Raw genomic sequence first — 26,965 nt, 5'->3', positions numbered from 1 at the left:
CGCGAAAATTGTGGGAGTTAGTCCGATCCGACGACTCGATCAAAATAACGGGGGCTTTGTTCATGAGCGATCATTCCGGGATCCGCCCAAATATTCTCGAATCCACCCTTGCCGCGGCTCAGCGGGATCAACGGACTCTCGACGAGCAGCGCCACAGCATTGCGCCCCTGGTAGAAGGCATGACGTTTTTCGACAGCATCCGGCACAATGACGACCGTGGCAGCGTCACGGAGGTCTACGACCCGCGCTGGGGCTGGCACGCCGACCCGCTGGTCTTCTCCTACATCTTCACAATTCGCCCCGGCCTGGTGAAGGGCTGGGGCCTGCACAAGCTGCATGAGGATCGCTACTTTGTGGTCAGCGGCGAGTTGGAACTGGTCCTTTATGACCCTCGCCCCGAATCCAGCACATATGGCAAGATTTCGAAGGTTTACCTCTCCGGCAATCGTCCACGGCTGGTCAATATCCCAAAGTTTGTCTGGCATGCCGACCGAAACATCGGAACGTCCGAAGTGGTGGTCATCAATTTTCCAACGATACAGTACGATCACTCAAATCCCGACAAGTACCGGCTGCCCATCGACACCGATCTCATCCCCTATGATTTCGGCAGCGCGAAGGGATGGTGAGCAAGCCTCGCTTTTCTATCCTGATGCCGACGCATTCGCGCGTCGACGTCATCGGTCTGGCCATCCAATCGGTGCTGGATCAGACCGTCGAGGACTTTGAGCTCCTGGTCGTCGGCGACGGCTGTGCGCCCGGCACGGCCGAGGTGGTCGACGCTTTTCAGGACGCCCGTATCCGCTTCTTCGATTTGCCCAAGGCGCCGAGCTATGGCTACGCGAACCGCAATATCGCGCTGCGGGAGGCCCGCGGCGACCTGATCGGCTTTGCGGCCGACGACGACCTCCTGTTTCCGGATCATCTTGAGATCCTGGCGGATGGCCTCAAGGGTGGGGCTGCCATCGCCTACAGCCAGGCGCTGTGGGTTTCCACCGATGGCATCGCAGCACCCTTCCTGACCAATCTGGAGCTGGCCGACGAGTTCAGGGTGTTCACCGAGGTCGGCAACACGATACCCGCCAGTTGCTTCCTGTATCGTGCTGATTGCCTGCCGTCGCGCGATGTCTGGCCGGAAGACGTCGCATCGGGCGGGGATTGGCAATTGTGGCGGCGAATCATGCGCGAGAACCCGCGCAATCCCCTCACCTATTGCCGCGTCCCAACCGTCCTGCATTTCAGCGCCAAATGGAAAAATTCGCGTCACTCACAGGCGGGGCAACTGGCCATTTTTCTCGATATCGCGGAAGGAGCAGGCTGGTGGCCTTCAGCCTTGCGCGTCTGGATACCGAACGGCAGCAACGAACAATATGAGTATGCGCGCCTGATGCGCGTTGACCCAGCAGCCTGGAGCGCGCAGATGCGCCGTGCGATCGGCGACCTGGTGGCACGGCTTGCCTGGGAGGACGTCCAAACGACCCGCCCGATGCTGGCAAGCGCCGAGGCCGAGAAGGCGACGCTGCGGTCTGAAATCTCGCGGTTGCACAATGAGCTGCAGTTGGCTCAGCAAGGCAATGCCGAGCTACGGAGGGCCGCTTCGGATGCGCTCGACAAGGAAGCTGCGTTGCAGCCGGAAATCTCAAGGCTGCGCACCGAACTCCATCTGGCTCACCAACGCAACGCCGAGCTACGGAGCGCCGCTTCGGATACAAGAAACGAGAAGGACGAGATCGAACAGGCGCTGCAAGCATGCCGAATGCAAATCGCGGCTTTGCATCAGTCCACAAGCTGGCGCATCACCAGTCCCTTGCGCAGGATCTCCACAAGCTTGCGTTCGAAAAAATCATAGGGCTCAAAGTCTTGAACTCAGCTTGGTTGGCGGCATCGGCGATCCGGCCGCCAAGGTGATCATTACCCCTTGGCCAGCAGAGCACCGATGAAGGCGACACCCGCCCCCGAGGCAGCGGCGGTCGCGTTATCGCCAACCGTCATGCGATGTTCAATGGGGCGGCTCCCGGACTGAGCGGCACACCAATATCGGAGACTAGCTTGACGAGGTCCGCCTGCCGCGTCGTGTTGGTCTTGGCATAGATGCGGCCAAGGTGGGTCTTGATCGTGTTCTCACCGACCCCGAGCGACAGCGCACTCTTCTGCGTGGTCAGTCCGCCACCCACGGCCAGCAAAACCCGCACTTCCGCCGGTGTGAGATCGAACAGTGTCGTCAGCACCGCCTCTGAGGGCGGCGCGGCCGAGGTTGTCGTCGAGATGAAGACGGCGGCGCATGCGGGACGGAAAGCCGCGCGCGCGGTCCCCTCGGTTAAAGGCAGCACATAGGCGACGGCTGGGGGCTGGCCGGCCGCGGACAAGGGCAAGCCGATGCCGCGCGCGCCAAGCGAGGCATCGGCATCAGCGGCTCCCGATATCGCTTCCAGCAGGGCGCGGCCCGTTATCGGATTTTGTGCCTGGAGGATGCCGTTTCTGGAAAAGATGGGGTGCTGTGTCGAGAGCATCGCCTCGGCACGGCCGTTCGCATAAAGGATCGCGCCATCCGCGCTGGTAAGAACGACGGCGGTTGCAAGATTGTCGAGCGTCGCGCGATAGAGACTGGCGGTCACGCGCGCCTGATCGAGCAGGTCGCCGATCAGCGAAGCGCGGCGCAAATGAGGAGAAAGCAGCGCCATAAAGCGCTGCTCCTCCGCAGTGACGGCACCCCTGCTCGCGCGTGTCGTGAAGCTCACGAGGCCGATCCGATCCGAGGTGTGCACGAATTTGGTGATGCAGCCCTCGCGCAAGCCCTGCGGGCCAGCCCAGTTCCGGTAGAAAGGTGACTGGTGAAGTTCGGCTTCAGTCATGGTCGACAATGTCGACAACGGTGTGTCGATGTCGCCGACGACCACGGCGTTCAGACCTGGAATGTCCTCGAAGCCGTAGTCCTGCTGCAGAACCCGCATTTGCTCCGCATCCCAAGGCGATTGGGCCGCGAAACGGCCATACTGATCGCCGGGATCAGCCAGCGCGATGGTTGAATAGGCGGCGTCCACGGCCTCCGTGAGCCGGACCATGACGACGGTCCAGAACTCCGAATTGAGTGCGCTATCGTAGATGTCGCCGATGATCGACGAAAGCAACTCGTTGCTCAGCCTGTACATTTGCCCCTGCCCAACAGAGCCTTCCCTTTTGTCAGTCAGGGATACCGCACGCCCTGCCTATACCAGCATGGCCCTGAAAAGCTCAACGCAAGCCGAAGGATTTCCGAGACCTCATTCTTTCGGGTGACGACATTGCAACACGCCAGGCCTAGTGGGCGGCACAAGGCAGGTTCCAGAGCGCGTCAATTCAAGGCGCCCTGGCCCTGGGTAGCGTCGGATTCCAGGACTGCGTCCAGGCGCAAGGACTCAGGAAAACGTCTGCTTCAATTGAGAATCAGCTTTGACGGGGGTCAGCATGTCGGTTTGGAATGGTCTTGCAGGTGGCGCGTGGTTCACCGCTTCAAATTGGACCGGCGGCGTGCCTGATGCAATCGGTGCTACAGCGGATTTCGGCAATCTAGGTGCCAGCCTCACGCATCACATCGACCTGGCGGTTCAAGGTCCGTTCACTGTCGGCACCTTGAATCTGGCGAGTTCCGCCATCGAGAATTACAGTCTCGAACACGGCTCGCTCATCATGAACAAGGCGGGCGGTGCGATCATCAGCGTAACGTCGACCTCCAATCTACAGGCAAGCGTGCTGGCGTCGTCGCTGACGCTGCAGCTCAATGCGGCAACGTTGATCGCGACGACCGGAGGCAACACGACCCTCGACGTTCAGGGGCAGATTACTGGAACGGGACTCCTAACCAAATCCGGCGTCGGCACCCTGAAGCTGTCTGATGCGACCAACAACTGGTCGGGCGGAACGCAGATCAATCAAGGCACAGTTTCGTTTGGCGCCGCTGCGTTTGGAACGGGAGACATCACGTTCGCCGGCGATAGCGTGTTCCGGTCTACAGGCGGCGCGACGCTTGCCAACGATCTGGTCGAACTCGCCGGCGTTTCAACGTTTATCAGGGCACAGACGGGCACGTCACTTTCGTTGACCGGTACGTTCGCGGCGCTCGGCGGCGCCGGGACCGCCGTGCATTTTGGCAGCGCGACGGATAAGGGAACGATTTACTTTGGCTCAAGCAGCATCACCGCCAATGATGCGGGCTCGCTTGCCATTGATGGCGGCACGCTGAGAGTGGACAAGGCGTTCGCGTCCTTCACCAACGGGCTGGCCAACACCAATATCGCGGCCGGAGCGGTTCTCGACGCCAATGGCTACTATCTGGAACTGAACCATCTGACCGGGGCGGGCTTGATCACCAACAACGGCCTTTCCGATGTTGTCGCTAACGTCTATGAGGCCGGCAGCTCCATCTTCTCGGGCGTTTTCGCGAATAGCGTGAGCCATACAGGGTTAAACAAGATCGGCACCGGCACCCTGACATTGTCAGGCGCCAACACTTACTCCGGCACGACCACTGTCGCGATCGGAACATTGCGGGCGGGAGCCGACTACGCCTTCAGCGCCACCAGTGTCGTCGACGTAAAAGCTGGCGCGACGCTCAATATCAGCACTTTCGACCAAACCATCGCTGGACTGACCGGCAGCGGCGAAGTCCGGGCCGATACTGTTACCGCGGCGACCTTGACGACGAGTGTAAGCCTTGACGACGTGAGGGAGTTTGCAGGCGTGATCTCGAACGGCTCGGCGGTATTTGGCGAGCTCAACCTGATAAAAAGCGGCGCGGGAACGCAGGTTCTGTCAGGCCTGAACACCTACACGGGCCAGACTACAATAGCGGCGGGAACATTGGTGCTGTCCGGGTCGGGTTCGATTGCCGATTCATCCGGACTGGCGATTTCTGCAGGGGCCACTTTCGTTCTCGGCGGGCTGTCGGGAAACAGCGCGTCGGTACGGGCATTGGCGAATGCCGGCACCGTCAGCTTCGGCGGAACGACGTTGCATCTCGTCGATCAGTCAGCCGCCCTGGGAGGCACATATTTAGGGTCGGGCTTCACCGATGGTCTTCACATAGACCTCGATGCGACAGCGTCGAATTTCAGCCTCTCGACCGCAACTTTCACCAACTGGGCAGATTTTACTGACCAAATTGCCATCGTTGGCAATGGCCTTGCCAATACGATTACCGGCTCGTCCCATGCCGATACCATTGGTGGCGGCCTCGGCAACGACGTGCTGATCGGCGGAGGCGGCGAGGACAATCTGAATGGTGGCGACGGTTCGGATACGGCCTCTTATGCAAGCGCTGCCGCAGGCGTCATTGCGAACCTCTCAAATCACAAGGTCAATACCGGCGACGCCAACGGCGACAGCTATACCCTCATCGAAAACCTGACCGGATCGAGCCATGCGGACCAGCTCTACGGCAACGATGTTGCCAATATTCTGGATGGCGGCATCGGTGCCGATACCATGACCGGCGCACAGGGCAGCGACTCATACTACGTCGACAATGCCGGCGACATCGTCAGTGAGAGCACTGTCGGCGCCAACGGCACCGATACCGTCAATGGCTATGTCTCGATCAACCTAGGCGATGGCAATCACTTCACGGGCAATATCGAGAACGTCGCGCTTCGGAGCGCCGCCTCCATCGACGCCACCGGCAACAGCCTGGACAACACGCTGACCGGCAATTCCGGCAACAACGTACTAGACGGCAAAGGCGGCGCCGACACCATGAGCGGCGCACAGGGCAACGACAGCTACTATGTCGACAATGCCGGCGATATCGTCAGTGAAAGCACCGCCGGCGCCAACGGCACCGATACCGTCAACGGCCACATCTCGATCAACCTCAGTGATGGCAACCACTTCACGGGCAATATCGAGAACGTGACGCTGCTCGGTGCCGCCTCGATCAACGCCACCGGCAACAGCCTGGCCAACGCGATGAACGGCAATTCGGGCGTCAACACGCTCACCGGCTTGGGCGGCAACGACACGCTGGATGGCAAGGCAGGCGCCGACACCATGCAAGGCGGCATCGGCAACGACACCTACTATGTCGACAATGCCGGAGACCATGTCGTCGAGCTCAACGGCGAGGGCACCGACAATGTCCAGGCCTTCGTCTCGTTCAACCTGTCGGGACAGGAGCTCGAGAACCTGGCACTGCGCAGCGCGGCCTCGATCAACGGCACCGGCAACTCGACCGCCAACATCATCACCGGCAATTCCGGCAACAACGTCATCAACGGCCTGCTCGGCAATGACACGCTCTCCGGCAGCACCGGCAACGACAGTTTCGTCTTCACCACGGCGCTCAACGCGTCGACCAATGTCGACCACATCACCGACTTCTCGGCGGTCGAAGACACCATCCACGTCGACAATGCGATCTTTGCCGCACTCGGCGGCAACGGCACGCTGACCGCCGACCAGTTCGTCAAGAACACGACTGGGCTTGCCGCCGACGGCAACGACCATATCATCTACGAGACGGACACCGGCTGGCTCTACTATGACAGCAACGGCAGTGCCGCTGGCGGCTCAACCCATTTCGCCACGCTGGCCGCCAACCTCGCGTTGACCAACGCCGATTTCGTGGTGATTTAGCCAGATAGATTTTCACACTCGCACAGCCAAATGAACTCGGCTGTGAATGATCGTGCACCGATAAGGATCGAACACAGACGGTCGCCTACACAAGGCTGTCAGGTCGCCTGCGCCAGCAGCGCCTCGACCTCCTGCAGCGTCGGCATCGACGGCGCGGTGCCGGGCCGCGTCACGGAAATTCCGGCAACGGCGCAGGCGAAACGCACCGCCTGCAGCGGCTCGACACCGCGAGACAGCGCTGCGGCGAGGCCACCGTTGAAGGCGTCGCCAGCCCCCGTGGTCTCGACAACCGCCCCCGCACTGACGGCAGGAACATGCTCGGAGCGGTTCTTGGAGTGCAAAAGCGCGCCCTTGTCACCGAGCGTGACGATGACCGTGCCGACGCCCTTTTCGATCAGGCTTGCGGCGGCGGCGCGCGCCTCATCGAGCGAGGAGACCTTCATTCCGGTCAATTCCTCCGTCTCCGTCTCGTTGGGCGTAAGATAGTCGCACAGCGTGTAGATGCGGTCGGGAAGTTTTGCCGCCGGGGCCGGGTTGAGGATGGTCGTCACCCCTGCCCCGCGCGCGATCTCCAGCGCCCGCAGCGCGGCATCGATCGGTTGTTCGAGCTGGGTGACGAAGACGCCGGCGCTGCTGATCAGCGTGGCATTGGCTTCGATATCGGCCGGCGAAATCAGCATCGCCGCGCCGGGACTGACGATGATGGCGTTGTTACCGGTCGTCTCCTCGACGAAGATGTAGGCAGCGCCGGTGTAGCTTTCCGGCGTGTCGATCACGGCATCCTTGACGCCTGCTCCGGCCCAGGTCTGCCTCGCCATGTCGGCGAACGGGTCGACGCCGAGGCGGGTGAGGAAGGTGACGTCGGCGCCGAGCTTGCCGGCGGCGACCGCCTGGTTCGAGCCCTTGCCGCCCGGCCCCAGCTTGAACGAGTTGCCGAGGATCGTCTCGCCCATGCGTGGCTGGCGATCGGCGCGGTAGGCGGTGTCGGCGACGAACACACCAAGGATGACGACAGGCTTGCCCGAGACCATGCCGCTACTCCGCATCCGGCGGCACAACGCCCTTGCGGAAGGCGAAGCAGCCGTAGAAGCGGCGCTCACCGGTCTGGATGACGCAATAGGCCTGCTTGGCGCGCTCGTAGAAAGCGTAGCGCTCGACCGCGATCATCGGCCATGATTTGCCTTCGGCCTTGTCGATTTCCTTCTGCACTTCCTTCTGCACGGGCGGGATCTCGTCGGGCTTGCCGACGATCTCCATGCGCGCCGCGGCATCGTCGACGAACGTGTCCAGCGGGTAGAGCGACAGCACGGCCTTGGCCACGTCGGCGGCCGGCGCATCGATGCGCAGCAGGCGGCCGAGCGCCGTCTGGCGCGCCACCGAATCGGCCGGAAAATTGGTGTCGGCGATGATCAAATCATCGCCATGGCCCATCGCCCGCAATGCCTGCAGCACGTCGGCATTGAGCAACGGATTGATCCCTTTGAGCATGGTATTCCTCGTGAAGTCGGTTGGAGATCAGAGACGCTTGCCGGTCTCGGCGTCGAAGAGATGGATCTGGTCGAGCCGTGGCTTCAGGGCAAGCGTGTCGCCCGGCTTGAAGTCGTGGCGTTCGCGAAACAGTGCCACCATCTCACCCTCGCCGAAGCGCAGGAACACCAGCGTTTCCGAGCCGGTCGGCTCGACCACCGAAATCCTCGCCGGCACGCCATCGGGATGGATCTCGAGATGCTCCGGCCGCACGCCGTAGACTACGGCTTGCCCGTCCTTCGCGGCGTTGTCCGATGCGATCGGGAACAGCGAGCCTGATATCTCGACGCCGGCCTTGCCACCCTTGCGCATGGTGCCCTTGAGCAGGTTCATCGAAGGCGAGCCGATGAAGCCGGCGACGAAAAGATTGGCCGGCCGGTCGAACAGTTCCAGCGGCGCGCCGACCTGCTCGATGCGGCCGTCGCGCATGACGACGATCTTGTCGGCCATGGTCATGGCCTCGATCTGGTCGTGGGTGACGTAGATGGTGGTGGTCTTCAGCCGCTGGTGCAATTCCTTGATCTCGGTGCGCATCTGCACGCGCAGCTTGGCGTCGAGGTTGGACAGCGGCTCGTCGAACAGGAAGACCTGCGGATTGCGCACGATGGCGCGGCCCATCGCCACGCGCTGGCGCTGGCCGCCTGAGAGCTGCCGGGGATAGCGCTTCAGGTAGGGGTTGAGGTCGAGGATGTCGGCGGCGCGCTTGACCCGCTCGGCGACCACGGCCGGATCGGTTTTCCGCAGCTTGAGCGCAAAGGCCATGTTCTGCTCGACCGTCTTGTGCGGATAGAGCGCGTAGTTCTGGAACACCATGGCGATGTCGCGCTTGGCCGGCGGCAAATGATTGACGATGCGGTCGCCGATGGCGATCGTGCCCCCGGAGACGGTCTCCAGCCCGGCCACCATCCTGAGCAGCGTGGACTTGCCGCAACCCGAAGGACCAACCAGCACCACGAACTGCCCGTCGGCGATATCGACGCTGACTTCGTGCAGAACCTTGACGGTTCCAAACGCCTTGGCCACCTTGCTGATTGCGACTTGCGCCATATCTCCCCCATCGGCTCCACTGCCGTAGGCGCAGAAGCTAACCAACGCAATCGGTCAGGGCAAGTCAGTCTCTTATAGATAAAAACCTGCCCTCGTTGACACGGCGTTTGGTTGTGAGAATAGTGACGAGTGCTGGTCCAAAGTCGGAACCAGATCCGCAATCGGAGCTTCAATCGACGCAGGGTGGGGTCCTGCTAATTCGTTTCCGAGCCGGACGTATCGCTGGCGCTCCAGCGACCGACAGAATGGCCACATCCATTCACACTGATTTCTGGGAGGAATAGTCGATGAGAACAGGTCTTTACGATAAACTGGTGCGTGCCGGCGCCACAAGGCGCGACATCTTGAAGGGCGCGGCCAGCATGGCTGCGATCGCGGCCGCATCCGGCGCCGGGCTCGGCGCTTTCACCCGGCCGGCTTCCGCCGCAAGCGAACTGCGCTCGAAGATTCTGCAGATCCCCGGCGTTGGCAAAGGTCAGCCGACCGACGCCGACTTCCAGAAGGTCGGTGAACTCTGCCTCGAAGCGACCAAGGCCAACGTCAAGGAAGGCGAATTCGCCGGCGTCGAGCTGACGTTCATGGGTCTCAACAACCAGAACCTGCACAATGTGCTGTTCCGTGGCTTCCTGAAGCCGTGGGAAGCCTATACCGGTGCTAAGATCAGCTGGATCGATCTGGCGCAGGCCGACTACAACGCCCGCCTGCAGCAATCGATCGCCACCGGCACCGTCGACTTCGACATCATCGAGATGGGCGCGCCGTTCGAAGGCGATGTCTGCGGCAAGGGCCTGACGTCCGAGATGCCCGACTGGGTCAAGAAGCAGATCGATTTCGACGATCTGGTCAACTATCTCAAGCCTCCCGTCGGCACCTGGGATGGCAAGCAGTATCGCGTGACCATTGACGGCGACACGCACAATTTCAACTACCGCACCGACGTGTTCGCCGATGCCGACCTCGCCAAGGCCTGGAAGGATGGCGGCGGTGAAGGCGAGTGGGGCGTGCCGAAGACCTGGCAACAGGTCCAGGCGGTCACCAAGTTCCTCAAGGGCAAGAAGTTCAAGGGCCAGGACGTCTATGGCTATCTCGACGCGCCCAAGCCGTGGGGCGGTTTCGGCTTCTACTTCCTCGGCAGCCGCGCCACCGCCTACGCCAAGCATCCCGATGACAAGGCCTGGCTGTTCGACGCCGATACGATGAAGCCGCGAATCAACAACCCGGCCTGGGTGCGGGCAATCCAGGACGTCATCGACGCGCTGCCGAACGAACCGGCGGACCAGATCAACGCCGACCCGAACACCACCGGCTTCCAGCAGTTCCTGGCCGGCACCGGTTCGATGATCCCCTGGTGGGGCGACATCGGCTCCAACGTCAAGACCAATGATTCCTCGGTCATCGGCGACGTCACCGGTTTCTCGATCCTGCCCGGCTCCGACGACGTCTACAATTCCAAGACCGGCAAGTGGGAAAAGCTCGCCAGCGGGCCGAACTACTCGCCGAACTGCGCCTATCTCGGCTGGGGCGTCTATGTCATGGCCCGCGTCGATGCCGACGAGAAGAAGAAGAAGGCGGCATGGTCCGCCGCCGCCCATCTCGGCGGCAAGGACCTGTCGATCTGGACGGCGATGTATCCGTCGGGCTTCCAGCCCTATCGCAACTCCCACTTCGACATTCCGGAATGGGTGGCGGCAGGCTACGACGAGGCCTTCATCACTTCGTACCTGAAGTCGGAAGGCGATTCGTACAACCATCCGAACGCGGCGATCGAGCCGCGCATCCCTGGCATCTTCCAGTACTACAGCGCCGCCGAGGATATTCTGGCCAACACCTTCGCCGGCAAGATGAAGGCGCAAGAAGGCGCAGACGCCATCGCAGCGGCCTGGGAGAAGCTGACCGACCAGATCGGCCGCGAAAAGCAGGTCAAGCTCTACAAGGCTTCGCTCGGCATGTAGGCTATTGTGAAACCGTGGTCCGGCGGCAACGCCGGACCACAGCAGACCGGCTCCGGCTCCTCGATGAGCCTTCAAACGGGCGAGATATGTGACTGACCCGACTTCGACCGCGAACCAGTGGCCGGCAGATGCCGACCCTTCCGATCTGATTTCGCCCGGCCGAAAACGCCTCGGTTGGGCGCTGATGGCTGTTGCGACGGTTGGCCTGCTGGCGGTGATCGTGCTGGAGATCCTGTACAAGACCGAAGCCGATACCATCGGCTTCGAAACGTGGCGCCCTGTCGTCTATGCCTATGTTCTGTGGGGCGTGGCGCTCGGTATCGGCCAGGTGCTGACACGCGGCGAGGACGGCCAGCGCGCCCTGTTCCTGCTGCCGGCGCTGCTGTTTACCATCGCCATGGTGATCTTCCCGACGCTGTTCGGTTTCTATATCGCGCTGACCGACTGGAACCTCAGTTCCTTCAGCGGCCGCAAGTTCAATGGGCTTGCCAATTTCTGGCAGATGCTGGGCGATCCCTACTACCGCAACGCGCTGTTCAACATGGTGCTCTATGTGCTCGCCGTGCTGGTCGAATATGTCATTGCCTTTGGCCTGGCGCTGTTGCTCAACGCGCAGATCCGCGCCCGCAAATTCTTCCGCGTCGTCTTCCTGATGCCGCTGATGCTGTCGCCGGTCGCGGTGTCGTGGATGGTCGGCAAGTCGCTGATGGAATACCGCTTCGGGCCGGCGGCAACATTGGCGCGCTATCTCGGCTGGGAAAACCCGGCCTTCTTCAGCGACCCGATCATCGCCCGTATCTCGATCATGGTGCTGGATGCCTGGACCTTCATCCCGTTTATGATGATCATGCTGCTCGCCGGCCTGCAGGCAATGTCGCGTGAGATACTGGAAGCGGCACGGGTCGACGGCGCGAATGCGTGGCAGACCTTCTGGCAAGTCACCTTCCCGCTGATGCTGCCGGTGTCGGTGACGGCGGTGATCCTGCGCATCATCTTCAAGCTGAAGCTTGCCGACATCATCATCACGGTGACGTCCGGCGGCCCGGGCGGCGCCACCGATTCGGTATCGAGCTTCATCTACCGCGAATATCGCGACCGCTCGAATGTCGGCTACGGAACCATGCTGGCGATGGTCTATCTCATCATCATCGTCGTGTTCGTGACCTGGCTGCTGAAATTCGCCAACCGCTTCGTGCGCAACGTCAACTGAGCGGCCGGGATCATGAGCGTTCAAACCACCGAGTACACCGTTTCCGAAATCCGCTCTCCGGCGAGCTTCATCACCAGCCGCGTCTTCATCTATGGCGCGCTGGTGTTCTGGGCGTTCATCTGCCTGTTCCCGATCTACTGGACGATAACCACCTCGTTCAAATCGGCGGTCGACGTCACCCAGGGCCACCTGATCCCGTTCGTCGACTTCCAACCGGACTGGAAGGGCTGGCGTTCTCTCGGCCTGTCGCCGGATTCGATCTTCCAGACCTCGACGGTGCGCGATGAGTTCTTCAAGCGCTTCATGAACTCGGTGATCACCTCGGTCGGCGCGTCGAGCCTCGCCATCATCATCGGCAGCCTCGCCGCCTACGGCCTTACCCGCTATCGCTACCATTTCGCCTGGTTCAAGAACGAGGACATCTCGTTCTTCTTCCTGTCGCAGCTGATCCTGCCGCCGGTGGTGCTGGCCTTGCCCTTCCTGGTGCTCTACCGGGAGGTCGGCCTGCTCGACACGCGCGTCGGACTGATCCTGCTCTACACGCTGATGGTGCTGCCGATCGTCATCTGGATCATGCGCGACCAGTTCAATTCCATACCGGTCGAGCTCGAGGAAGCAGCGCTCGTCGACGGGCTGTCGATCTGGGGCGCCTTCTTCCGCATCGTCATGCCGATCGCGCTGCCGGGCATGGTCGCTGCCTTCATCCTGGCGATGGTGCTGTGCTGGAACGAGTATTTCTTCGCCGCGCTGCTGACTTCGACCGACGCCAAGACAATTCCGGTCATGGTGGCGAGCCAGACCGGCTCGCAAGGCATCAACTGGTGGTCGATGGCCGCGCTGGCCACCGCGGCAATTGCGCCATTGGCCGTCATCGGCATCGCGCTCGAACGCTATCTGATCATGGGCATGACCGCGGGCGCGGTGAAATAGGCGATGGCTGCCAAATACTGGTTCGCGCGCAACATCCGCGTTGGCCACAAGGGCTACGACCGTTACGGCAAGGGCGTCATGCCGATCGCCTGGCAGGGTCGCGCTGTCATCGCCGGCTTTGTGGTGGCCATGGTGGGAGGCGGCCTGTCGATGCTCCTGATCGTGCTCTACACCAGGACATTTCCCCTCGGCATCGCGCTGTTTGCCATCCTTGCCGTTGCCGGCGGCGGCACCTTCATCTGGGCTGTCGCGACCAAAAGCGATCCGGACAAGTCGATCACCGACTATAGGGCGGAGCGGCAGAAAATCGGCGGTTAGCTCCTCAGGATCGCGCGCAAATGATCCATGATCATGGCGACACCCTTTTGCCCAAGCTCGGCCGAGGCGTCCTTGGCGGTCGCGGTGTACCAGCTCTTGTTGTCTTCGAAGTGACTGGCATCGACAGCTTCCGGGCATAGCGCCAGCATCAGCGAGGTCTCGCCGATGCCGGCATGGTCGAACGGGTACTTGCCGTTCATTGTCGCCGACATCAGCGGATGCACCTGCACCCAGTTGAAGAAATTGCCGCCCTCGGCGTGCTGGGCATAATAGCCGGCCATCGCCTCCGAGCCCCACCAGCCCTCGCCGCGCTCCTTTTCGAGGAAGCGGAAGATCGCCTGCCGGCCGGCGGTCTTGAAGGCGAGATCGGTCGGCATGCCGGCGGCGAAATTCTCGGTCTGGTGGTGGATGATGGCGTGGATGTTGCGAAAGCCTATGCGCAGCAGGCTGTAAAACAGCTCTTCGCCGAACGGCGCCAGTTGATTGCCGCCGACCTGCAGCGAGCCGCTGCCTTCCGGGGCCGCCACGGCGTAGCTTGCCGCGCCATAGTAGAAGGGCGGCAGGATGACGATGTCGCGTTCCTTTTCGAACAACTCCAGCGTCTTGATGACCGCCAGCGTGTCCATGCCCACGGCCATGTGCTCGCCATGGTATTCGAGCACGCCGAGCGGCAACGCGACCGGCCAGTTCTCGGTGATCGCCTTGCGGATCTGGTGCGGCAGCATCAGTTCGTAGCGCATGATCTATTCCATGTTGGTGTGGCGGGCGCGCATCGCTTCCGGCGAAGCGCCGATCAATTCCCTGAGCTTCAGCACCATAACCTCGAACAGCAGGAACAGCGCCCCTTCGAACACCGAGCCCATCGGCAGCACCGACGTTTTCTTGGTCCCCTGGTCGTTGGCCATGGTCTGCGCGGGGATGAGCAGCGTGAAATCGGCACGCTTTGCCGCACTGCTTTCGGCCTGGGCTGTCAGCAGCAGGTTCGTTGCGCCGGCACCGTGCGCGACCTGCATCAAGGTGAGCACGGTCGAGGTTTCTCCCGGCCCTGAACTGGCCAGGAAGACATCGCCGGGTCCCAGCGGCGGCGTGTTCATGTCGCCGACCACCGAGACCGGCAGGCCGAGATGATAGAGCCGCATGGCAAAGCCCTTGACCTGCAAGGCCTCGCGGCCGCAGCCATAGACGACGATTTGTCCGGCTCCTGCGAGCATCTTGCAGGCGGCGTCGATGCGGCTGCCGTCGACGCGTGCCAGCACGCTGCCGAGTTCGCCAAGCGCGGTCGTGAACGGATTTTCGCTGTTGTCGGTCACGGCGAACCTGGCATCGAAATCATCCCGGGGATTGTCGCTCTTGCTTCGACGAACAGCTTGATTTCGCTCATGCTAGCAACCGCGAAAATGCGTGTCCAACGATCCGCAGCGCTTTTGCCGAGCCACAGGCATGATAGTGTCATGTCAGACAAATCAAGTGAGGCAGACAGCAGAATATGAAGACACGGCACTTCGACCGCATCGGCAATGGCGGCATCGCTTTTACCGAGCTCGGCTTCGGCACCGCGCCGCTCGGCAATCTCTACCGTGCCGTCTCGGACGAGGACGCCAACGCCACGCTGGAGGCCGCCTGGGCGACCGGCTGCCGCTACTATGACACCGCGCCGCTCTATGGGCTGGGCCTGTCGGAAACGCGGCTCAATCCGTTCCTGCGCTCGAAGAAGCGCGATGACTATGTGCTGTCGAGCAAGGTCGGCCGCATCATGCGCGCCTGCCCGCCGGAACAGCGCACCGGCATCGGCAAGTTCTTCGACACGCCGTCGCGCCGCGAGGTTTACGACTACAGCTATGACGGCGTCATGCGTTCGTTCGAAGCCTCGCTCGAGCGCCTCGGCGTCGACCGCATCGACATCCTCTTCGTGCACGATGTCGACATCTTCACCCATGGCAGCAAGGAAGCGGCCGACCAGCGTATCGAGGAGTTCATGCGCTCGGGCTATTACGGGCTGCTGTCGCTCCGCGACCAGGGCGTGATCAAGGCGTTCGGTGGCGGCATCAATGAGTGGCAGGTTGCCCAGACGCTGGCCGAGCGCGGCGATTTCGACCTGTTCCTGCTTGCCGGGCGCTATACGCTGCTGGAACAGGAGGCGCTGGCGTCCTTCCTGCCGCTCTGCCAGGCGCGCGGCATCGGCATCGTCCTCGGCGGACCCTACAATTCCGGCATTCTGGCGACCGGGCCAAAGCCCGGCGCGTACTACAACTACTCCGAGGCGCCACAGGATATCATGGAGCGCGTCGCGCGCATCGACGCCGTCTGCACGCGCCATGGCGTGCGGCTGATCGAGGCTGCCCTGCAATTCCCTCTGCAGCACCCTTCGGTGGTTTCGGTGATCCCCGGTGGCCAGCGGCCGAGCGAAGTCGAGAGCAACCGCTCGCTGCTCGACGCAAAGCTGCCGGCGGCGCTGTGGGCCGATCTCAAGCAGGAAGGCCTGATGCGCGCCGAGGCGCCGAATGGCTAGTGCATGTATCGCCCAAAGGTGGACCCGGTTTTGGGACAACGGCATGCATAAGAGCAAAGACCCAAAGCGCGTCGCCTGAATCCGTTCACGGTGCACGGCCCAGGCGTGTTTTGAGATCATCCCGGATCGTGCGGAGCCAGGGGGTCAGCCCTCTACCCCTGGCGGCCATCACTGTTGATTGTCCTGATTTCGCCGCAACACCTTGCGTACCACCAGTGCAATTCCGATGGCGAGCAGAACGATCCCGGCAGCCATATATCCCGTCGATGCGGCCCGGTAACCCGATGCCGCCAGCAGGAAGCCAATGACGATAAAGACCAATCCGGCAAGCTTGTCGATCAACAGGTTCATTTCCGAACACCCCTAGGCATGGGGAACCTCTTCCCGACGTGGAGCAGCGCCGCCAATGTCCTAGAGTGCAGGATAGTATGGCCAGGACCCTCGGTCGAGCGCAAAAAGCGGACTCGCGCCAAGCGCCCCTTCATCCCGGTTCTCCGGACGTGCGAGTTTGGCTGCTTCGCGCCCTCATTTTCCGGGACGGCATGACCCAGAGATCGTCCACTCCAGGCCCGGCAAAAGAAAAGCCGGGCAGGCCCGGCTTTTGTGCTCGCGTGTACCGGCGTCGGGCACAAAAAGAAAAGCCGGGGCAAGCCCGGCTTTTCTGGTCTCTGAAAAGAAAAAGTCGCTTAGTTGACCGCGTCCTTGAGGCCCTTGCCGGCCGAGAACTTCGGCACGGTACGCGCCGGGATCTGGACTTCGGCGCCTGTCTGCGGGTTGCGGCCCGTCGAAGCCGCACGCTTTGACACGGTGAAATTGCCAAAGCCGACAAGCCGGACATCGCCGCCCTTCTTCAGTTCGCCGGTGATCACGGAAAACACCGCGTCGACCGCCGACTGTGCGTCACCCTTCGAAATGCTCGCGGCGTCGGCGACAGCGGACACCAGTTCGTTCTTGTTCATAAAAATTCCCTTCCATGAGAACACCGGAACCTACGACTCATCCGGCAGGAAACGGACTTTAGAAAGAAGCGTTCCCGCAACCAAGTCGAAATGCCCAAGAAAAAGCGGAAAAAGCCCGGAATTCCGGGGTTTTTCACATGAAAAAGCCGGGCGCGAAGCCCGGCTCTCTGTTTGTGCACTGCAACCTTAGCGAAAACTTACGCATGACCCCGAAAACCGTAGCCGGTTTTCGGAAGGGACCATGCGCAAGTCCCGAGTGTCAGAGCGTCCTTTGCGCGTCCAGGTGGACGCGCGCCGCCGCTCTAATGTGCAAGCGTCTTGCCGGCATCATCCGCGGTGTCGGTCGTCGCCGGCGGATTGACAGGTTCGACCCACTCGATCGGCTCCGGCATACGCACCAGCGCGTGGCGCAACACCTCACCGACCCGTGAGACCGGAATGATCTCCATCCCGTTCTTCACGTTGTCCGGAATCTCCGCCAGGTCCTTGGCATTGTCTTCCGGGATCAGCACCTTCTTGATGCCGCCGCGCAACGCGGCAAGCAGCTTCTCCTTGAGCCCACCGATCGGCAGCACCCTGCCGCGCAGCGTGATCTCGCCGGTCATCGCCACATCGGCCTTGATCGGAATGCCCGTCAGCACCGAGATGATCGCTGTCGCCATCGCCACGCCGGCCGACGGTCCATCCTTGGGCGTCGCACCTTCCGGCACGTGCACGTGGATGTCGCGCTTATCGAACAGCGGCGGCTCGATGCCGAAATCGATGGCGCGCGAGCGGACATAGGAGGCCGCCGCCGAAATCGATTCCTTCATCACGTCGCGCAGGTTGCCGGTCACCGTCATGCGGCCCTTGCCGGGCATCATGACGCCTTCGACCGTCAGCAGCTCGCCGCCGACTTCCGTCCAGGCAAGCCCGGTAACGACACCGACCTGATCGTCAGCCTCGACCTGGCCGAAGCGGAAGCGCGGAACACCGAGGTAGTCGGCGAGGTTCGCCGCCGTGATGTTGACCGTCTTCTTCTTCGTCTTCAGGATCTCGGTCACCGCCTTGCGCCCGAGCTTCATCAGCTCGCGCTCCAGACTTCTGACGCCCGCTTCACGGGTGTAGGTCTGGATGATGGCGCGGATCGCGTCCTCGCCGACGGAGAACTCCTTCGGCTGCAGGGCATGGTCGCGCACCACCTTCGGCATCAGGTGCCGCTTGGCGATTTCGATCTTCTCGTCCTCGGTGTAGCCGGCGATACGGATGATCTCCATGCGGTCCATCAAGGGCGCAGGGATGTTCAGCGTGTTCGCCGTCGTCACGAACATCACGCTCGACAGGTCGTATTCGACCTCGAGGTAATGGTCCATGAACGTCGAGTTCTGTTCGGGATCGAGCACCTCGAGCAGCGCCGACGACGGATCGCCACGGAAGTCCTGGCCCATCTTGTCGATCTCGTCGAGCAGGAAGAGCGGGTTGGACTTCTTCGCCTTCTTCATCGACTGGATGACCTTGCCGGGCATCGAGCCGATATAGGTGCGCCGATGGCCACGGATCTCGGCTTCGTCACGCACGCCGCCGAGCGCCATGCGGATGAATTCGCGACCGGTCGCCTTGGCGATCGACTTGCCGAGCGAGGTCTTGCCGACGCCGGGAGGGCCGACGAGGCACAGGATCGGCCCCTTCAGCTTCTTCTGGCGGCTTTGCACGGCAAGGTACTCGACGATGCGGTCCTTGACCTTGTCGAGGCCGAAATGATCGGTGTCGAGCACGTTCTGCGCGAAAGCCAGGTCCTGCTTGACCTTGGAGTTCTTGCCCCACGGGATCGACAGGATCCAGTCGAGATAGTTGCGCACGACGGTCGATTCCGCCGACATGGGCGACATCGTCCTGAGCTTCTTCAACTCGGCTTCCGCCTTTTCGCGGGCCTCCTTGGAGAGCTTGGTCTTCTTGATGCGCGCCTCGATCTCGGCAGCTTCGTCGCGGCCGTCCTCGCCTTCGCCGAGTTCCTTCTGGATCGCCTTCATCTGCTCGTTGAGGTAGTATTCGCGCTGTGTCTTCTCCATCTGGCGCTTGACGCGCGAACGGATGCGCTTCTCCACCTGCAGGACGGAGATTTCGGCTTCCATGAAGCCCATCGCCTTTTCCAGCCGCTCCTTGACCGAGAGCGTGGCCAGCATTTCCTGCTTCTCGGGAATCTTGATGGCGAGATGCGAAGCGACCGTGTCGGCGAGCTTGGAATAGTCGTCGATCTGGCTGGCGGCACCCACCACTTCGGGCGAGATCTTCTTGTTCAGCTTGACGTAGTTCTCGAAGTCGGTGACCACCGAGCGAGCCAGCGCCTCAACCTCGACCTCTTCCTCTTCCGGCTCGACCAGCGCCGTGGCGCGGGCCTCGTGGAAGTCGGGGCGGTCGGTGAACGAGACGATTTTCGCGCGCGAGGCGCCTTCGACCAGAACCTTGACGGTGCCGTCGGGCAACTTCAGCAATTGCAGCACATTGGCGAGCGTGCCGATGTCGAAGATGGCATCGGGCTCGGGATCGTCGTCGGCGGCATTCATCTGGGTGGCGAGCAGGATCTGCTTCTCCTGACCCATCACCTCTTCCAGCGCCTTGATCGACTTTTCACGCCCGACGAAGAGCGGAACGATCATGTGCGGGAACACCACGATGTCGCGCAGTGGGAGGACTGCGAAGACGCCGTCGCTGGGAGCCTTGGATATTTTGGCCATTGTCCAACCTTTCATGTCGCGGCCGCCAATCAGCCAACCGCGAATCTCATATTAACGACCGGGGATCGTTCCGCCTACCACCGTTTATGACGGGAGTTTTACAGCACAGAAATCGGGCACCTCGGCCTTCTCCAGTTAGTTGGATGCACGATCCACAAAGATCAAGAGGCCCGTACAAATCCGCTCCTCCAACTTGCCCGCAAGTGACAGATTTGTGACTGCAAGACCGGGCGCAGCCGCAAAACCCTGCGTGACAGCAAAACGGCGCCTTGCGGCGCCGTTTCAAAATTCCGCTGTGGGGTCATGTCAGGCGCTGACATTGCCCTTCTTTTCCTTCTGCTCGGAGTAGATATAGAGCGGCCGGGCACTGCCGGTAACCACCTCTTCCGAAATAACCACTTCGCGCACGCCTTCGAGCGCGGGAAGTTCGAACATCGTGTCGAGCAGGATCGCTTCCATGATCGAGCGCAGGCCGCGCGCGCCGGTCTTGCGCTCGATGGCGCGCTTGGCGATCGCCGACAGGGCGTTCTCGTGGAAGGTCAGGTCGACATTCTCCATCTCGAACAGCCGCTGATACTGCTTGACCAGCGCGTTCTTCGGCTCGGTCAGGATCTGGATCAGCGCCGGCTCGTCGAGGTCCTCCAAGGTCGCCAGGACCGGCAGACGGCCGACAAATTCGGGGATAAGACCGAATTTCAACAGATCCTCGGGCTCTACCAGGCGGAAGACATCGCCGGTGCGGCGATCCTCGGGCGAAGCGACGATGGCGCCAAAGCCGATCGAGGTTTTCCGGCCGCGATCCGAGATGATCTTGTCCAGCCCGGCGAAAGCGCCGCCGCAGATGAACAGGATGTTGGCGGTGTCGACCTGCAGGAATTCCTGCTGCGGGTGCTTCCTGCCGCCCTGCGGCGGCACGGAGGCGACGGTGCCTTCCATGATCTTCAGCAGCGCCTGCTGCACGCCCTCGCCCGACACGTCGCGGGTGATCGAGGGATTGTCGGACTTGCGCGAAATCTTGTCGATCTCGTCGATGTAGACGATGCCGCGCTGCGCCCGCTCGACATTGTAGTCGGCCGACTGCAGCAGCTTGAGGATGATGTTTTCGACATCCTCGCCGACATAACCGGCTTCGGTCAGCGTCGTGGCATCAGCCATGGTGAAGGGCACGTCGATGATGCGGGCCAGCGTCTGGGCCAGCAGCGTCTTGCCGCAGCCGGTCGGGCCGATCAGCAGGATGTTCGACTTGGCCAGCTCGACATCGTTGTTCTTGCCGGCATGCGCGAGGCGCTTGTAGTGGTTGTGGACGGCCACCGACAGCACGCGCTTGGCGTAGGGCTGGCCGATGACATAGTCGTCGAGAACCTTGAGGATCTCCTGCGGTGTCGGCACGCCCTCGCGCGACTTCACCATCGAGGTCTTGTTCTCCTCGCGGATGATGTCCATGCAGAGCTCGACGCACTCGTCGCAGATGAAGACCGTCGGACCGGCGATCAGCTTGCGCACTTCGTGCTGGCTTTTGCCGCAAAACGAGCAGTAGAGCGTATTCTTGGAATCGCCGCTGTTGTTGCCGACCTTGCTCATTTTCATGTCCTTTCATGGCCGCCCGCCGATGGTCTGGCTGAAAGGGCGCATACTCTCATCTATCGCGGGAATCCGCCGCCGCCAGTGTCCGGCTCCTGCAACGCATTCCGTACGAAACACAAATCAGAAAACGTGGCAATGATTCGCGACAGCCCCGCATAAAGCTAAGCCGCCGAAACTCAACATAGCCTTAACGTAGGCAATCCTAGCCCCCGAGGGAACAGGCAATTGTGGCTGAAATGCCGCAAGACACGCCAAAAGCGCGTGATGCCGCCATCCAACTGCCAACTAGCCCTTATGCCACAACGCCTTCCACCGGCTCGCGCGACGAAATGACCTTGTCGATGAGGCCGAAATCCCTGGCTTCGTCGGCGGTCATGAAATGGTCGCGGTCGAGCGTCTTTTCGATCTCTTCGTAGCTCTTGCCGGTGTGCTTGACGTAGACCTCGTTGAGGCGACGCTTCAGCTTGATGATGTCCTGGGCATGGCGCTCGATGTCGGACGCCTGGCCCTGGAAGCCGCCGGAAGGCTGGTGAACCATGATGCGGGCGTTCGGCGTGGCAAAGCGCATGTCCTTGTGGCCGGCGGTCAAAAGCAGCGACCCCATCGAGGCCGCCTGGCCGATGCAGAGCGTCGACACTGCCGGCTTGATGAACTGCATGGTATCGTAGATCGCCATGCCCGAGGTGACGACGCCACCCGGCGAGTTGATATAGAGGTTGATTTCCTTCTTCGGATTCTCGGCTTCCAGGAACAAAAGCTGCGCGCAGACCAGCGTCGCCATGCCGTCCTCGACCGGACCGGTGATGAAAATGATGCGCTCCTTAAGGAGGCGCGAGAAAATGTCGTAGGCCCGCTCGCCGCGATTGGTCTGTTCGACCACCATCGGAACGAGGTTCATGTAGGTTTCGACGGGGTTCTTCATTAGTTATCTCTTATCTCGCGGTGGGATTCCGGCGCCGGGAAGGCTGGCAGATCGGGCAGAATCGGTTCTGGATCGTCATTCCGTAAATAGGATGCCGGCTCATCCTTGTGCAAGGCCGACCCGTCCTAGCCATCTGGGTAAGTCGAATCAAGGTTATTCACGGGGATCATCGACCCGTGTCGTCATCGTTTGGCGATGTCATCACCATTCGTAGCAATTTCTTAACCGAATTGCTTAACGAAATACCGCAAATCCCCCTTTTACCCGACGCCGCTTCCCCTACAATCCAACGTTGAACCGTCATTGTGCCGTTCAACAGGGGGAGTGTCATGTTCAGGAAAACCGCATGCTTCGCCATTGCCGGGCTGACCGTGCTCGGCACGATTTCGCAAACCGCGGCCGGCGGTCGCGCCGTCGAATGCTATGAACCGGTCCGCACGCCTGATGTCTACGACACTGTCTACGAAGACGTGCTGGTCAGCCCGGCCGGCCAGCAGGTCGACTATACCCCGGCCATCTATGGCACCCGCGAACGCGTGGTGATGACGGTTCCGGCGCAAGTGACCTACGATGTCGTGCCCGCCGTCACCCGCACCGTTTACCACACGGTCCAGATCGATGATGGCGGCTATTCCTGGGAATGGCGCGTCATCCATGGCCGCAAGGTGCTGTGCAAGATCTGGCACAAGGCGCGCTACGGGCGTGTCGCCGAGACCGTGGTGATCCAGCCCGAACGCACACGGCGTGTCGTCACCCCGGCGCAGTATGACAGCATCGCCGAGGAGGTGCTGGTGCAGCCGGAGCAAAGGCGCATCATCAATGTTCCCGCCTCCTACCGGACCGTCGCCCGGCGCGTGCTGGTTCGCGAAGGGTCATCCGGCTGGCGGCGCGTGCATATTCCCAGGCACTGCAATGGATAGTCTTGGCTGGATCGTCATCGCCTTTGGTGCGGCTGCGGCTTATCTCTTCCTGCGACACGACCTGTACGACGCGGCGGTGCTAAAATGGAAAAGCCCATCTGGACCCGATGGATACTACCCTTATGCGGCGTTCTTCGGTTTTCTAACGATCGCAGCAGTGGCGCTTTTCTTTTACGCCTCCGGCTAGCGCGCTGTCTTACGAGGGTCCGTTCAGGCCACCTCCGCTCGCAGCCAGCGCTTCAGGCCGGCGATGTCGCCGTCACCAATGGCAGCGGCAACGCGCCGGCCGACCGCAGCACCGAATTTGTAGCCATGGCCGGAGCAGGCCGAGACGATCAGGCATCTGCCCTTCTCGTGCGCCATGAATTTCTCGTCGGCGGTGAAGGTGTAGGCGCAGGTGACGACCTCGGTCACCTCATACTCATCGATGCGGGCGATCGGCGGCGAAAACAGGTTGCGGATCGCCTCCCCCTCGCCCGGCACCGGCTCCCGGTTCCAGTCGGCGTCGCTGGTCGGCACCCTGTGGAGACCGGAACCGAATTTCATGCTGGCGCCGCCGGAGGGCGGGATCACGTAGCCGTCGACCGTGCCGCCGATATCGAGGACGACCGGCGCTGCCAGCCAGGCGGCCTTTAGGTCCGCCGGCGGTTCGACATAGGCAAGTGCCGTTCGATAGGTCTTCAGTTCGCCGTCCAGTTCCGGGAAAAGTTTCAACACCCAGGCACCGGCAGCGACGACGATGCGGTCCGCCTGCATGGTTTCGCCGCTTTCGAGCACGATGTGACCGGTTTCCTCGTCGATTTCGACGACCTTGCTGTTCTCGTAGACATTGGCGCCATTGGTCCGCAGCCATTTAGCCAGGCCGGAGGCGATCTTGCGGCAGTGCAGCGCGCCGCCTTCGGTCGAAAAATAGGCATAGCGGAACGAGCCAGCCTCAAGAAACGGCCAGCGTTGCGCGGCCGCATCCGGCGCCAGCAACTCGAAAGGGAAATTCCCCTCCTCCAGGCCCTCGCGGTATTCCTCGGCCTCGTCGCCCGGCGCGCGCGAAATGCAGACAAAACCTCTGGGATCGAGGTGGCTTTCGCCGAGATCGGCCCACATCTCGTCCCAGGTCTGATAGGCTTCGGTGATCAGCCGGCCATAGCCGGTACCGGCCCGGTAGGCGCGGCGGATGATGCGGTGATGGTCGCCTGATGCCGCCAGCGGGTTGGGGATCGGTCCCTGTTCGACGATCGAAACGCTGTGGCCGGCCTTGACCAGCGACCACGCGGTGGACAGACCGGCAATGCCCGCGCCGACAACGATCACATTCATCAGTTCAGTCTTTCCGCAGCCATATGGCTGGCTCAACGCATTGGGCTATCCGGGCGCAACATACGGTCTGGAACCGGGCTGGCAAGCCGCGCTATTGGTCTGGCATGACCAAATTGACGCCACCTTATCTGGCCTTTGATCCAGCCACCCGCCACCTGCGGCTCGACCCGCACGAGCCGGCCTTTTTTCAAGATCCTTACGAGGCCTACGCCTTTCTGCACGGCATCTCGAATGCATTCTTCTGGGAAGAGTTCGGCTTCTGGTGCTTTGGCGGCTTCGACGACGTCAACCGGCTGCTGCGCGATCGTCGCTTCGGCCGGCAGAACCCGGCCGGCGTTCCAGACAGGCGCGGTGTCGGCCAGGACCGCAGCCATCTCAAGGCATTCGACGGCATCGAAGCCAATTCGATGCTGGAGCTGGAGCCACCGGTACACACGCGGCTGAGAACTCTGGTCAACCGTGCTTTCGTCTCGCGCCAGGTCGAACGGCTGCGTCCGCGTGTCGAAGCGCTCACCAACGAGTTGATCGACCGTTTCCAACCCGAAGGAACCGTCGACCTCTTGCCCGCCTTCGCGGCGCCGCTGCCGATCACCATCATTGCCGAAATGCTCGGCGTTCCGGTCGAGATGGGGCCGCAACTGCTCGACTGGTCGCACCAGATGGTCGCCATGTACATGCATAGCCGCACGCGCGAAACCGAGGAGACGGCCAACCGCGCCGCAGGCGATTTTGCCGATTTCCTGCGCAGCCATGTCACCGAGCGGCGCAAGAACCCCGGTGACGACCTGCTGTCGCTGCTGATCTCGGCGCAGGAGGACGGCCAGAAGCTGTCGGAGGACGAGATGGTGTCCTCGGCGATCCTGCTGCTCAATGCCGGCCATGAAGCGACCGTGCACCAGACCGGCAATGCCGTGCGCTCGATCCTGGCGCAAGGTGGCGATCCCCGTCGCTTCTTCAGCTCACCCGAAGCGACCGCGGCGACAGTGGAGGAGTGCCTGCGCTTCGACGCGCCACTGCACATGTTCACGCGCTACGCCTATCAGGAGTTCGAAGTCGCGCCGGGCATCGTCGTACAGCCGGGCCAGACGATCGGGCTGCTGCTCGGCATGGCCAATCACGACCCGCGCGCCTTCGCCGAACCGCTCGCCTTCAACCCGGATCGCGCCGACCAGAAGAACGTATCCTTCGGCGCCGGCATCCATTTCTGCATCGGTGCGCCGCTAGCCCGGCTCGAATTGCAGGTATCGCTGAAAACCTTGTTCGACCGGCAGCCAAAGCTGCATCTTGCCGAACCGCCCCGCTTCCGCGACACTTACCACTTCCATGGGCTGGAAACGCTCGCCGTCGGCTTCTGACGATCGCGGGCCTGGGGCTGCGACATGTGGGTGTTTTCGAGACCGGCGACGGCGTTCGCGTTGGCCATGCTTTGCGCGTGCCTGGGGATGGCGCACGCCCAGCAGCAGCCGGAGAACATCCCGTGGGAAAACAGCGTGGCGATCGCCCAGAAAATGGCGGCCGGCCTGCTGGAGCGGCAGACCGGAGCCAAGGATTTCCCGCCGCCATCCTTTGCGGTGGAGGTCGATCTCAACCTCGACGGCTTTCCCGAGATCTTCGCCTATCGCTATGCGCCGGGCTGCGACGGCATCCATTGCGGCAACTTCCTGTTCGTCCTTGAAGGCGACAGCTACCAGGAAGTCCTCGGCGACATTCCCGGCGCAAGGCTGGTGCCGCAGGACAAGATCGGGCTCAGCGCCTTCAAACGAAACGGTTTTCTCGACATCCAGTCCGACCAGATGATGATCGGCTGGGACGGAAAACGCTATGTCGACGCCTCTACGTTTCCTGCCTCGTCGCTTGATGATGCCGCCTTCATGGCGGCCTGCCAGAAAAGCAGATCCAACGAGCAGCCGGCGGAGGGTGAAGCGGAACGCGTGAGCGCTGAATGCCAATGCCGGTTCAGCCGGTTTCAGGTGACCGGCTTCACGCAGCCCGATCTCGATATGTACACCGCATCGCTGGGCGAGAATTTCGAATATCCGACGGGCGCGAAAGAGATTGCCTGGCAGGCGCTTCTGAAAAATGCCGAGGACGTCGGCACCGGCTGCGATGTCGCCAGCGGCAAGAGCCAATGGCCGCCGGCGTACTTCAATCATGGCGACCAGCCGCAGCAGAAGCTGAATTTCGACAGCTTTCTCGATGCCTGTCCGGCACAGGATTTCATCCTCACCAACCACAAGATTGGCTCACCGGACCGAGCGCTCAGCCTTTGCGGCTGCCTTGCGCGCGAAATGCCGACCCAGGGCATCAGCCAGGAGGGCCTCGATCTCGTGGCGCAGTATTATCGCAACGAGATTTCCGACGCCGATATCGAGGCAGAGGACCCCAATGCCCTGACCTTCCACGACAAGGCATCGGAGGCCTGCCTCAGCCAGTTCCCCGCGAAATAGGAAGGC

General features: G+C 61.8%; 24 protein-coding genes. 12 read left to right on the top strand and 12 right to left on the bottom strand.

All coding sequences use genetic code 11. The features are described from left to right. The first annotated feature begins 62 nt into the window (after window positions 1–62). Window positions 63–629 carry a polysaccharide biosynthesis C-terminal domain-containing protein gene (locus tag AC1D2G_RS29965; RefSeq protein WP_477418590.1) on the top strand — a complete coding sequence of 189 codons (567 nt, stop codon included), beginning with the start codon at window positions 63–65 and terminating at the stop codon, window positions 627–629. Further along, window positions 623–1,849, top strand: a complete 1,227-nt coding sequence (locus tag AC1D2G_RS29960; RefSeq protein WP_477418588.1) for a glycosyltransferase family 2 protein — start codon at window positions 623–625, stop codon at window positions 1,847–1,849. Before AC1D2G_RS29965 ends, AC1D2G_RS29960 begins: the two co-directional genes overlap by 7 nt. 139 nt (window positions 1,850–1,988) lie before the next feature. On the opposite strand, the gene AC1D2G_RS29955 is transcribed toward AC1D2G_RS29960, so the two are convergent. Next, entirely contained in the window at window positions 1,989–3,041 is a 1,053-nt protein-coding gene (locus tag AC1D2G_RS29955; protein ID WP_477418586.1) for a helix-turn-helix transcriptional regulator, read from the bottom strand. A gap of 466 nt (window positions 3,042–3,507) precedes the next feature. Here AC1D2G_RS29955 and AC1D2G_RS29950 point away from each other — a divergent pair, with 466 nt between their 5' ends. After that, window positions 3,508–6,606, top strand: coding sequence for a beta strand repeat-containing protein (locus AC1D2G_RS29950; RefSeq protein WP_477418584.1), 3,099 nt, complete (start codon window positions 3,508–3,510; stop codon window positions 6,604–6,606). A 98-nt stretch (window positions 6,607–6,704) separates the two neighbouring features. On the opposite strand, the gene rbsK is transcribed toward AC1D2G_RS29950, so the two are convergent. From rbsK to AC1D2G_RS29935, 3 genes are read right to left on the bottom strand one after another with little or no spacing between them, the layout of a single operon-like run. After that, window positions 6,705–7,637 (bottom strand): ribokinase, encoded by a 933-nt coding sequence (rbsK, locus tag AC1D2G_RS29945; protein WP_477418582.1) that lies wholly within the window; start codon window positions 7,635–7,637, stop codon window positions 6,705–6,707. Window positions 7,638–7,641: 4 nt separating this feature from the next. After that, window positions 7,642–8,094 carry an RbsD/FucU family protein gene (locus AC1D2G_RS29940; protein ID WP_457154674.1) on the bottom strand — a complete coding sequence of 151 codons (453 nt, stop codon included), beginning with the start codon at window positions 8,092–8,094 and terminating at the stop codon, window positions 7,642–7,644. Between the two features lie 27 nt (window positions 8,095–8,121). Continuing rightward, window positions 8,122–9,180 carry an ABC transporter ATP-binding protein gene (locus AC1D2G_RS29935; RefSeq protein ID WP_477418580.1) on the bottom strand — a complete coding sequence of 353 codons (1,059 nt, stop codon included), beginning with the start codon at window positions 9,178–9,180 and terminating at the stop codon, window positions 8,122–8,124. A 287-nt stretch (window positions 9,181–9,467) separates the two neighbouring features. Between AC1D2G_RS29935 and AC1D2G_RS29930 the strand changes: the two genes are divergently transcribed. From AC1D2G_RS29930 to AC1D2G_RS29915, 4 genes are all read left to right on the top strand, one after another. Continuing rightward, on the top strand, window positions 9,468–11,132 hold the full coding sequence (locus AC1D2G_RS29930; protein WP_477228801.1) for an ABC transporter substrate-binding protein: 1,665 nt from the start codon (window positions 9,468–9,470) through the stop codon (window positions 11,130–11,132). 88 nt (window positions 11,133–11,220) lie between these two features. Next, entirely contained in the window at window positions 11,221–12,342 is a 1,122-nt protein-coding gene (locus AC1D2G_RS29925; RefSeq protein ID WP_457153677.1) for a carbohydrate ABC transporter permease, read from the top strand. 12 nt (window positions 12,343–12,354) lie between these two features. Further along, window positions 12,355–13,272 carry a carbohydrate ABC transporter permease gene (locus AC1D2G_RS29920; RefSeq protein WP_457153676.1) on the top strand — a complete coding sequence of 306 codons (918 nt, stop codon included), beginning with the start codon at window positions 12,355–12,357 and terminating at the stop codon, window positions 13,270–13,272. Window positions 13,273–13,275: 3 nt separating this feature from the next. After that, window positions 13,276–13,590 (top strand): hypothetical protein, encoded by a 315-nt coding sequence (locus AC1D2G_RS29915; protein WP_457153678.1) that lies wholly within the window; start codon window positions 13,276–13,278, stop codon window positions 13,588–13,590. Here AC1D2G_RS29915 and AC1D2G_RS29910 read toward each other — a convergent pair. Both AC1D2G_RS29910 and AC1D2G_RS29905 read right to left on the bottom strand, forming a co-directional pair. Next, window positions 13,587–14,330, bottom strand: a complete 744-nt coding sequence (locus AC1D2G_RS29910; protein ID WP_477418578.1) for a creatininase family protein — start codon at window positions 14,328–14,330, stop codon at window positions 13,587–13,589. The genes AC1D2G_RS29915 and AC1D2G_RS29910 overlap by 4 nt on opposite strands. 3 nt (window positions 14,331–14,333) lie before the next feature. Continuing rightward, window positions 14,334–14,900, bottom strand: coding sequence for an SIS domain-containing protein (locus AC1D2G_RS29905; RefSeq protein WP_477418576.1), 567 nt, complete (start codon window positions 14,898–14,900; stop codon window positions 14,334–14,336). A gap of 176 nt (window positions 14,901–15,076) precedes the next feature. Here AC1D2G_RS29905 and AC1D2G_RS29900 point away from each other — a divergent pair, with 176 nt between their 5' ends. Further along, window positions 15,077–16,099 carry an aldo/keto reductase gene (locus AC1D2G_RS29900; RefSeq protein WP_477418574.1) on the top strand — a complete coding sequence of 341 codons (1,023 nt, stop codon included), beginning with the start codon at window positions 15,077–15,079 and terminating at the stop codon, window positions 16,097–16,099. 168 nt (window positions 16,100–16,267) lie between these two features. On the opposite strand, the gene AC1D2G_RS29895 is transcribed toward AC1D2G_RS29900, so the two are convergent. The 5 genes from AC1D2G_RS29895 to clpP all read right to left on the bottom strand — a co-directional run bounded on the left by AC1D2G_RS29895 (window position 16,268) and on the right by clpP (window position 22,278). Then, a complete protein-coding gene (locus tag AC1D2G_RS29895; RefSeq protein ID WP_457153672.1) occupies window positions 16,268–16,450 on the bottom strand; it encodes a hypothetical protein in 183 nt (60 codons plus the stop codon). Between the two features lie 335 nt (window positions 16,451–16,785). Then, window positions 16,786–17,058: an HU family DNA-binding protein gene (locus tag AC1D2G_RS29890; RefSeq protein WP_023798342.1), complete on the bottom strand. Its 273-nt coding sequence runs from the start codon at window positions 17,056–17,058 to the stop codon at window positions 16,786–16,788. 302 nt (window positions 17,059–17,360) lie between these two features. Further along, complete coding sequence (gene lon / locus AC1D2G_RS29885; protein WP_184870800.1) at window positions 17,361–19,772, bottom strand: endopeptidase La; 2,412 nt, start codon at window positions 19,770–19,772, stop codon at window positions 17,361–17,363. 306 nt (window positions 19,773–20,078) lie between these two features. Further along, window positions 20,079–21,353 (bottom strand): ATP-dependent Clp protease ATP-binding subunit ClpX, encoded by a 1,275-nt coding sequence (clpX, locus tag AC1D2G_RS29880; protein ID WP_023759839.1) that lies wholly within the window; start codon window positions 21,351–21,353, stop codon window positions 20,079–20,081. 295 nt (window positions 21,354–21,648) lie between these two features. Further along, window positions 21,649–22,278: an ATP-dependent Clp endopeptidase proteolytic subunit ClpP gene (gene clpP, locus AC1D2G_RS29875; protein ID WP_457155424.1), complete on the bottom strand. Its 630-nt coding sequence runs from the start codon at window positions 22,276–22,278 to the stop codon at window positions 21,649–21,651. 329 nt (window positions 22,279–22,607) lie between these two features. Here clpP and AC1D2G_RS29870 point away from each other — a divergent pair, with 329 nt between their 5' ends. Further along, window positions 22,608–23,198, top strand: a complete 591-nt coding sequence (locus tag AC1D2G_RS29870) for a hypothetical protein (RefSeq protein ID WP_477418572.1) — start codon at window positions 22,608–22,610, stop codon at window positions 23,196–23,198. Beyond that, on the top strand, window positions 23,191–23,385 hold the full coding sequence (locus AC1D2G_RS29865; protein ID WP_477228808.1) for a hypothetical protein: 195 nt from the start codon (window positions 23,191–23,193) through the stop codon (window positions 23,383–23,385). Before AC1D2G_RS29870 ends, AC1D2G_RS29865 begins: the two co-directional genes overlap by 8 nt. Before the next feature lie 23 nt (window positions 23,386–23,408). Here AC1D2G_RS29865 and AC1D2G_RS29860 read toward each other — a convergent pair whose 3' ends face one another. Beyond that, window positions 23,409–24,512, bottom strand: coding sequence for an NAD(P)/FAD-dependent oxidoreductase (locus AC1D2G_RS29860; RefSeq protein ID WP_477418570.1), 1,104 nt, complete (start codon window positions 24,510–24,512; stop codon window positions 23,409–23,411). A 104-nt stretch (window positions 24,513–24,616) separates the two neighbouring features. On the opposite strand from AC1D2G_RS29860, the gene AC1D2G_RS29855 reads away from it, so the two are divergent. Next, entirely contained in the window at window positions 24,617–25,867 is a 1,251-nt protein-coding gene (locus AC1D2G_RS29855) for a cytochrome P450 (protein ID WP_477418568.1), read from the top strand. Between the two features lie 87 nt (window positions 25,868–25,954). Continuing rightward, on the top strand, window positions 25,955–26,959 hold the full coding sequence (locus AC1D2G_RS29850) for a hypothetical protein (RefSeq protein WP_477418566.1): 1,005 nt from the start codon (window positions 25,955–25,957) through the stop codon (window positions 26,957–26,959). Window positions 26,960–26,965 lie beyond the last annotated feature (6 nt).

This window comes from Mesorhizobium sp. P2_C7, assembly GCF_056404515.1.
This window is presented reverse-complemented; position numbering and strand designations above follow the sequence as displayed.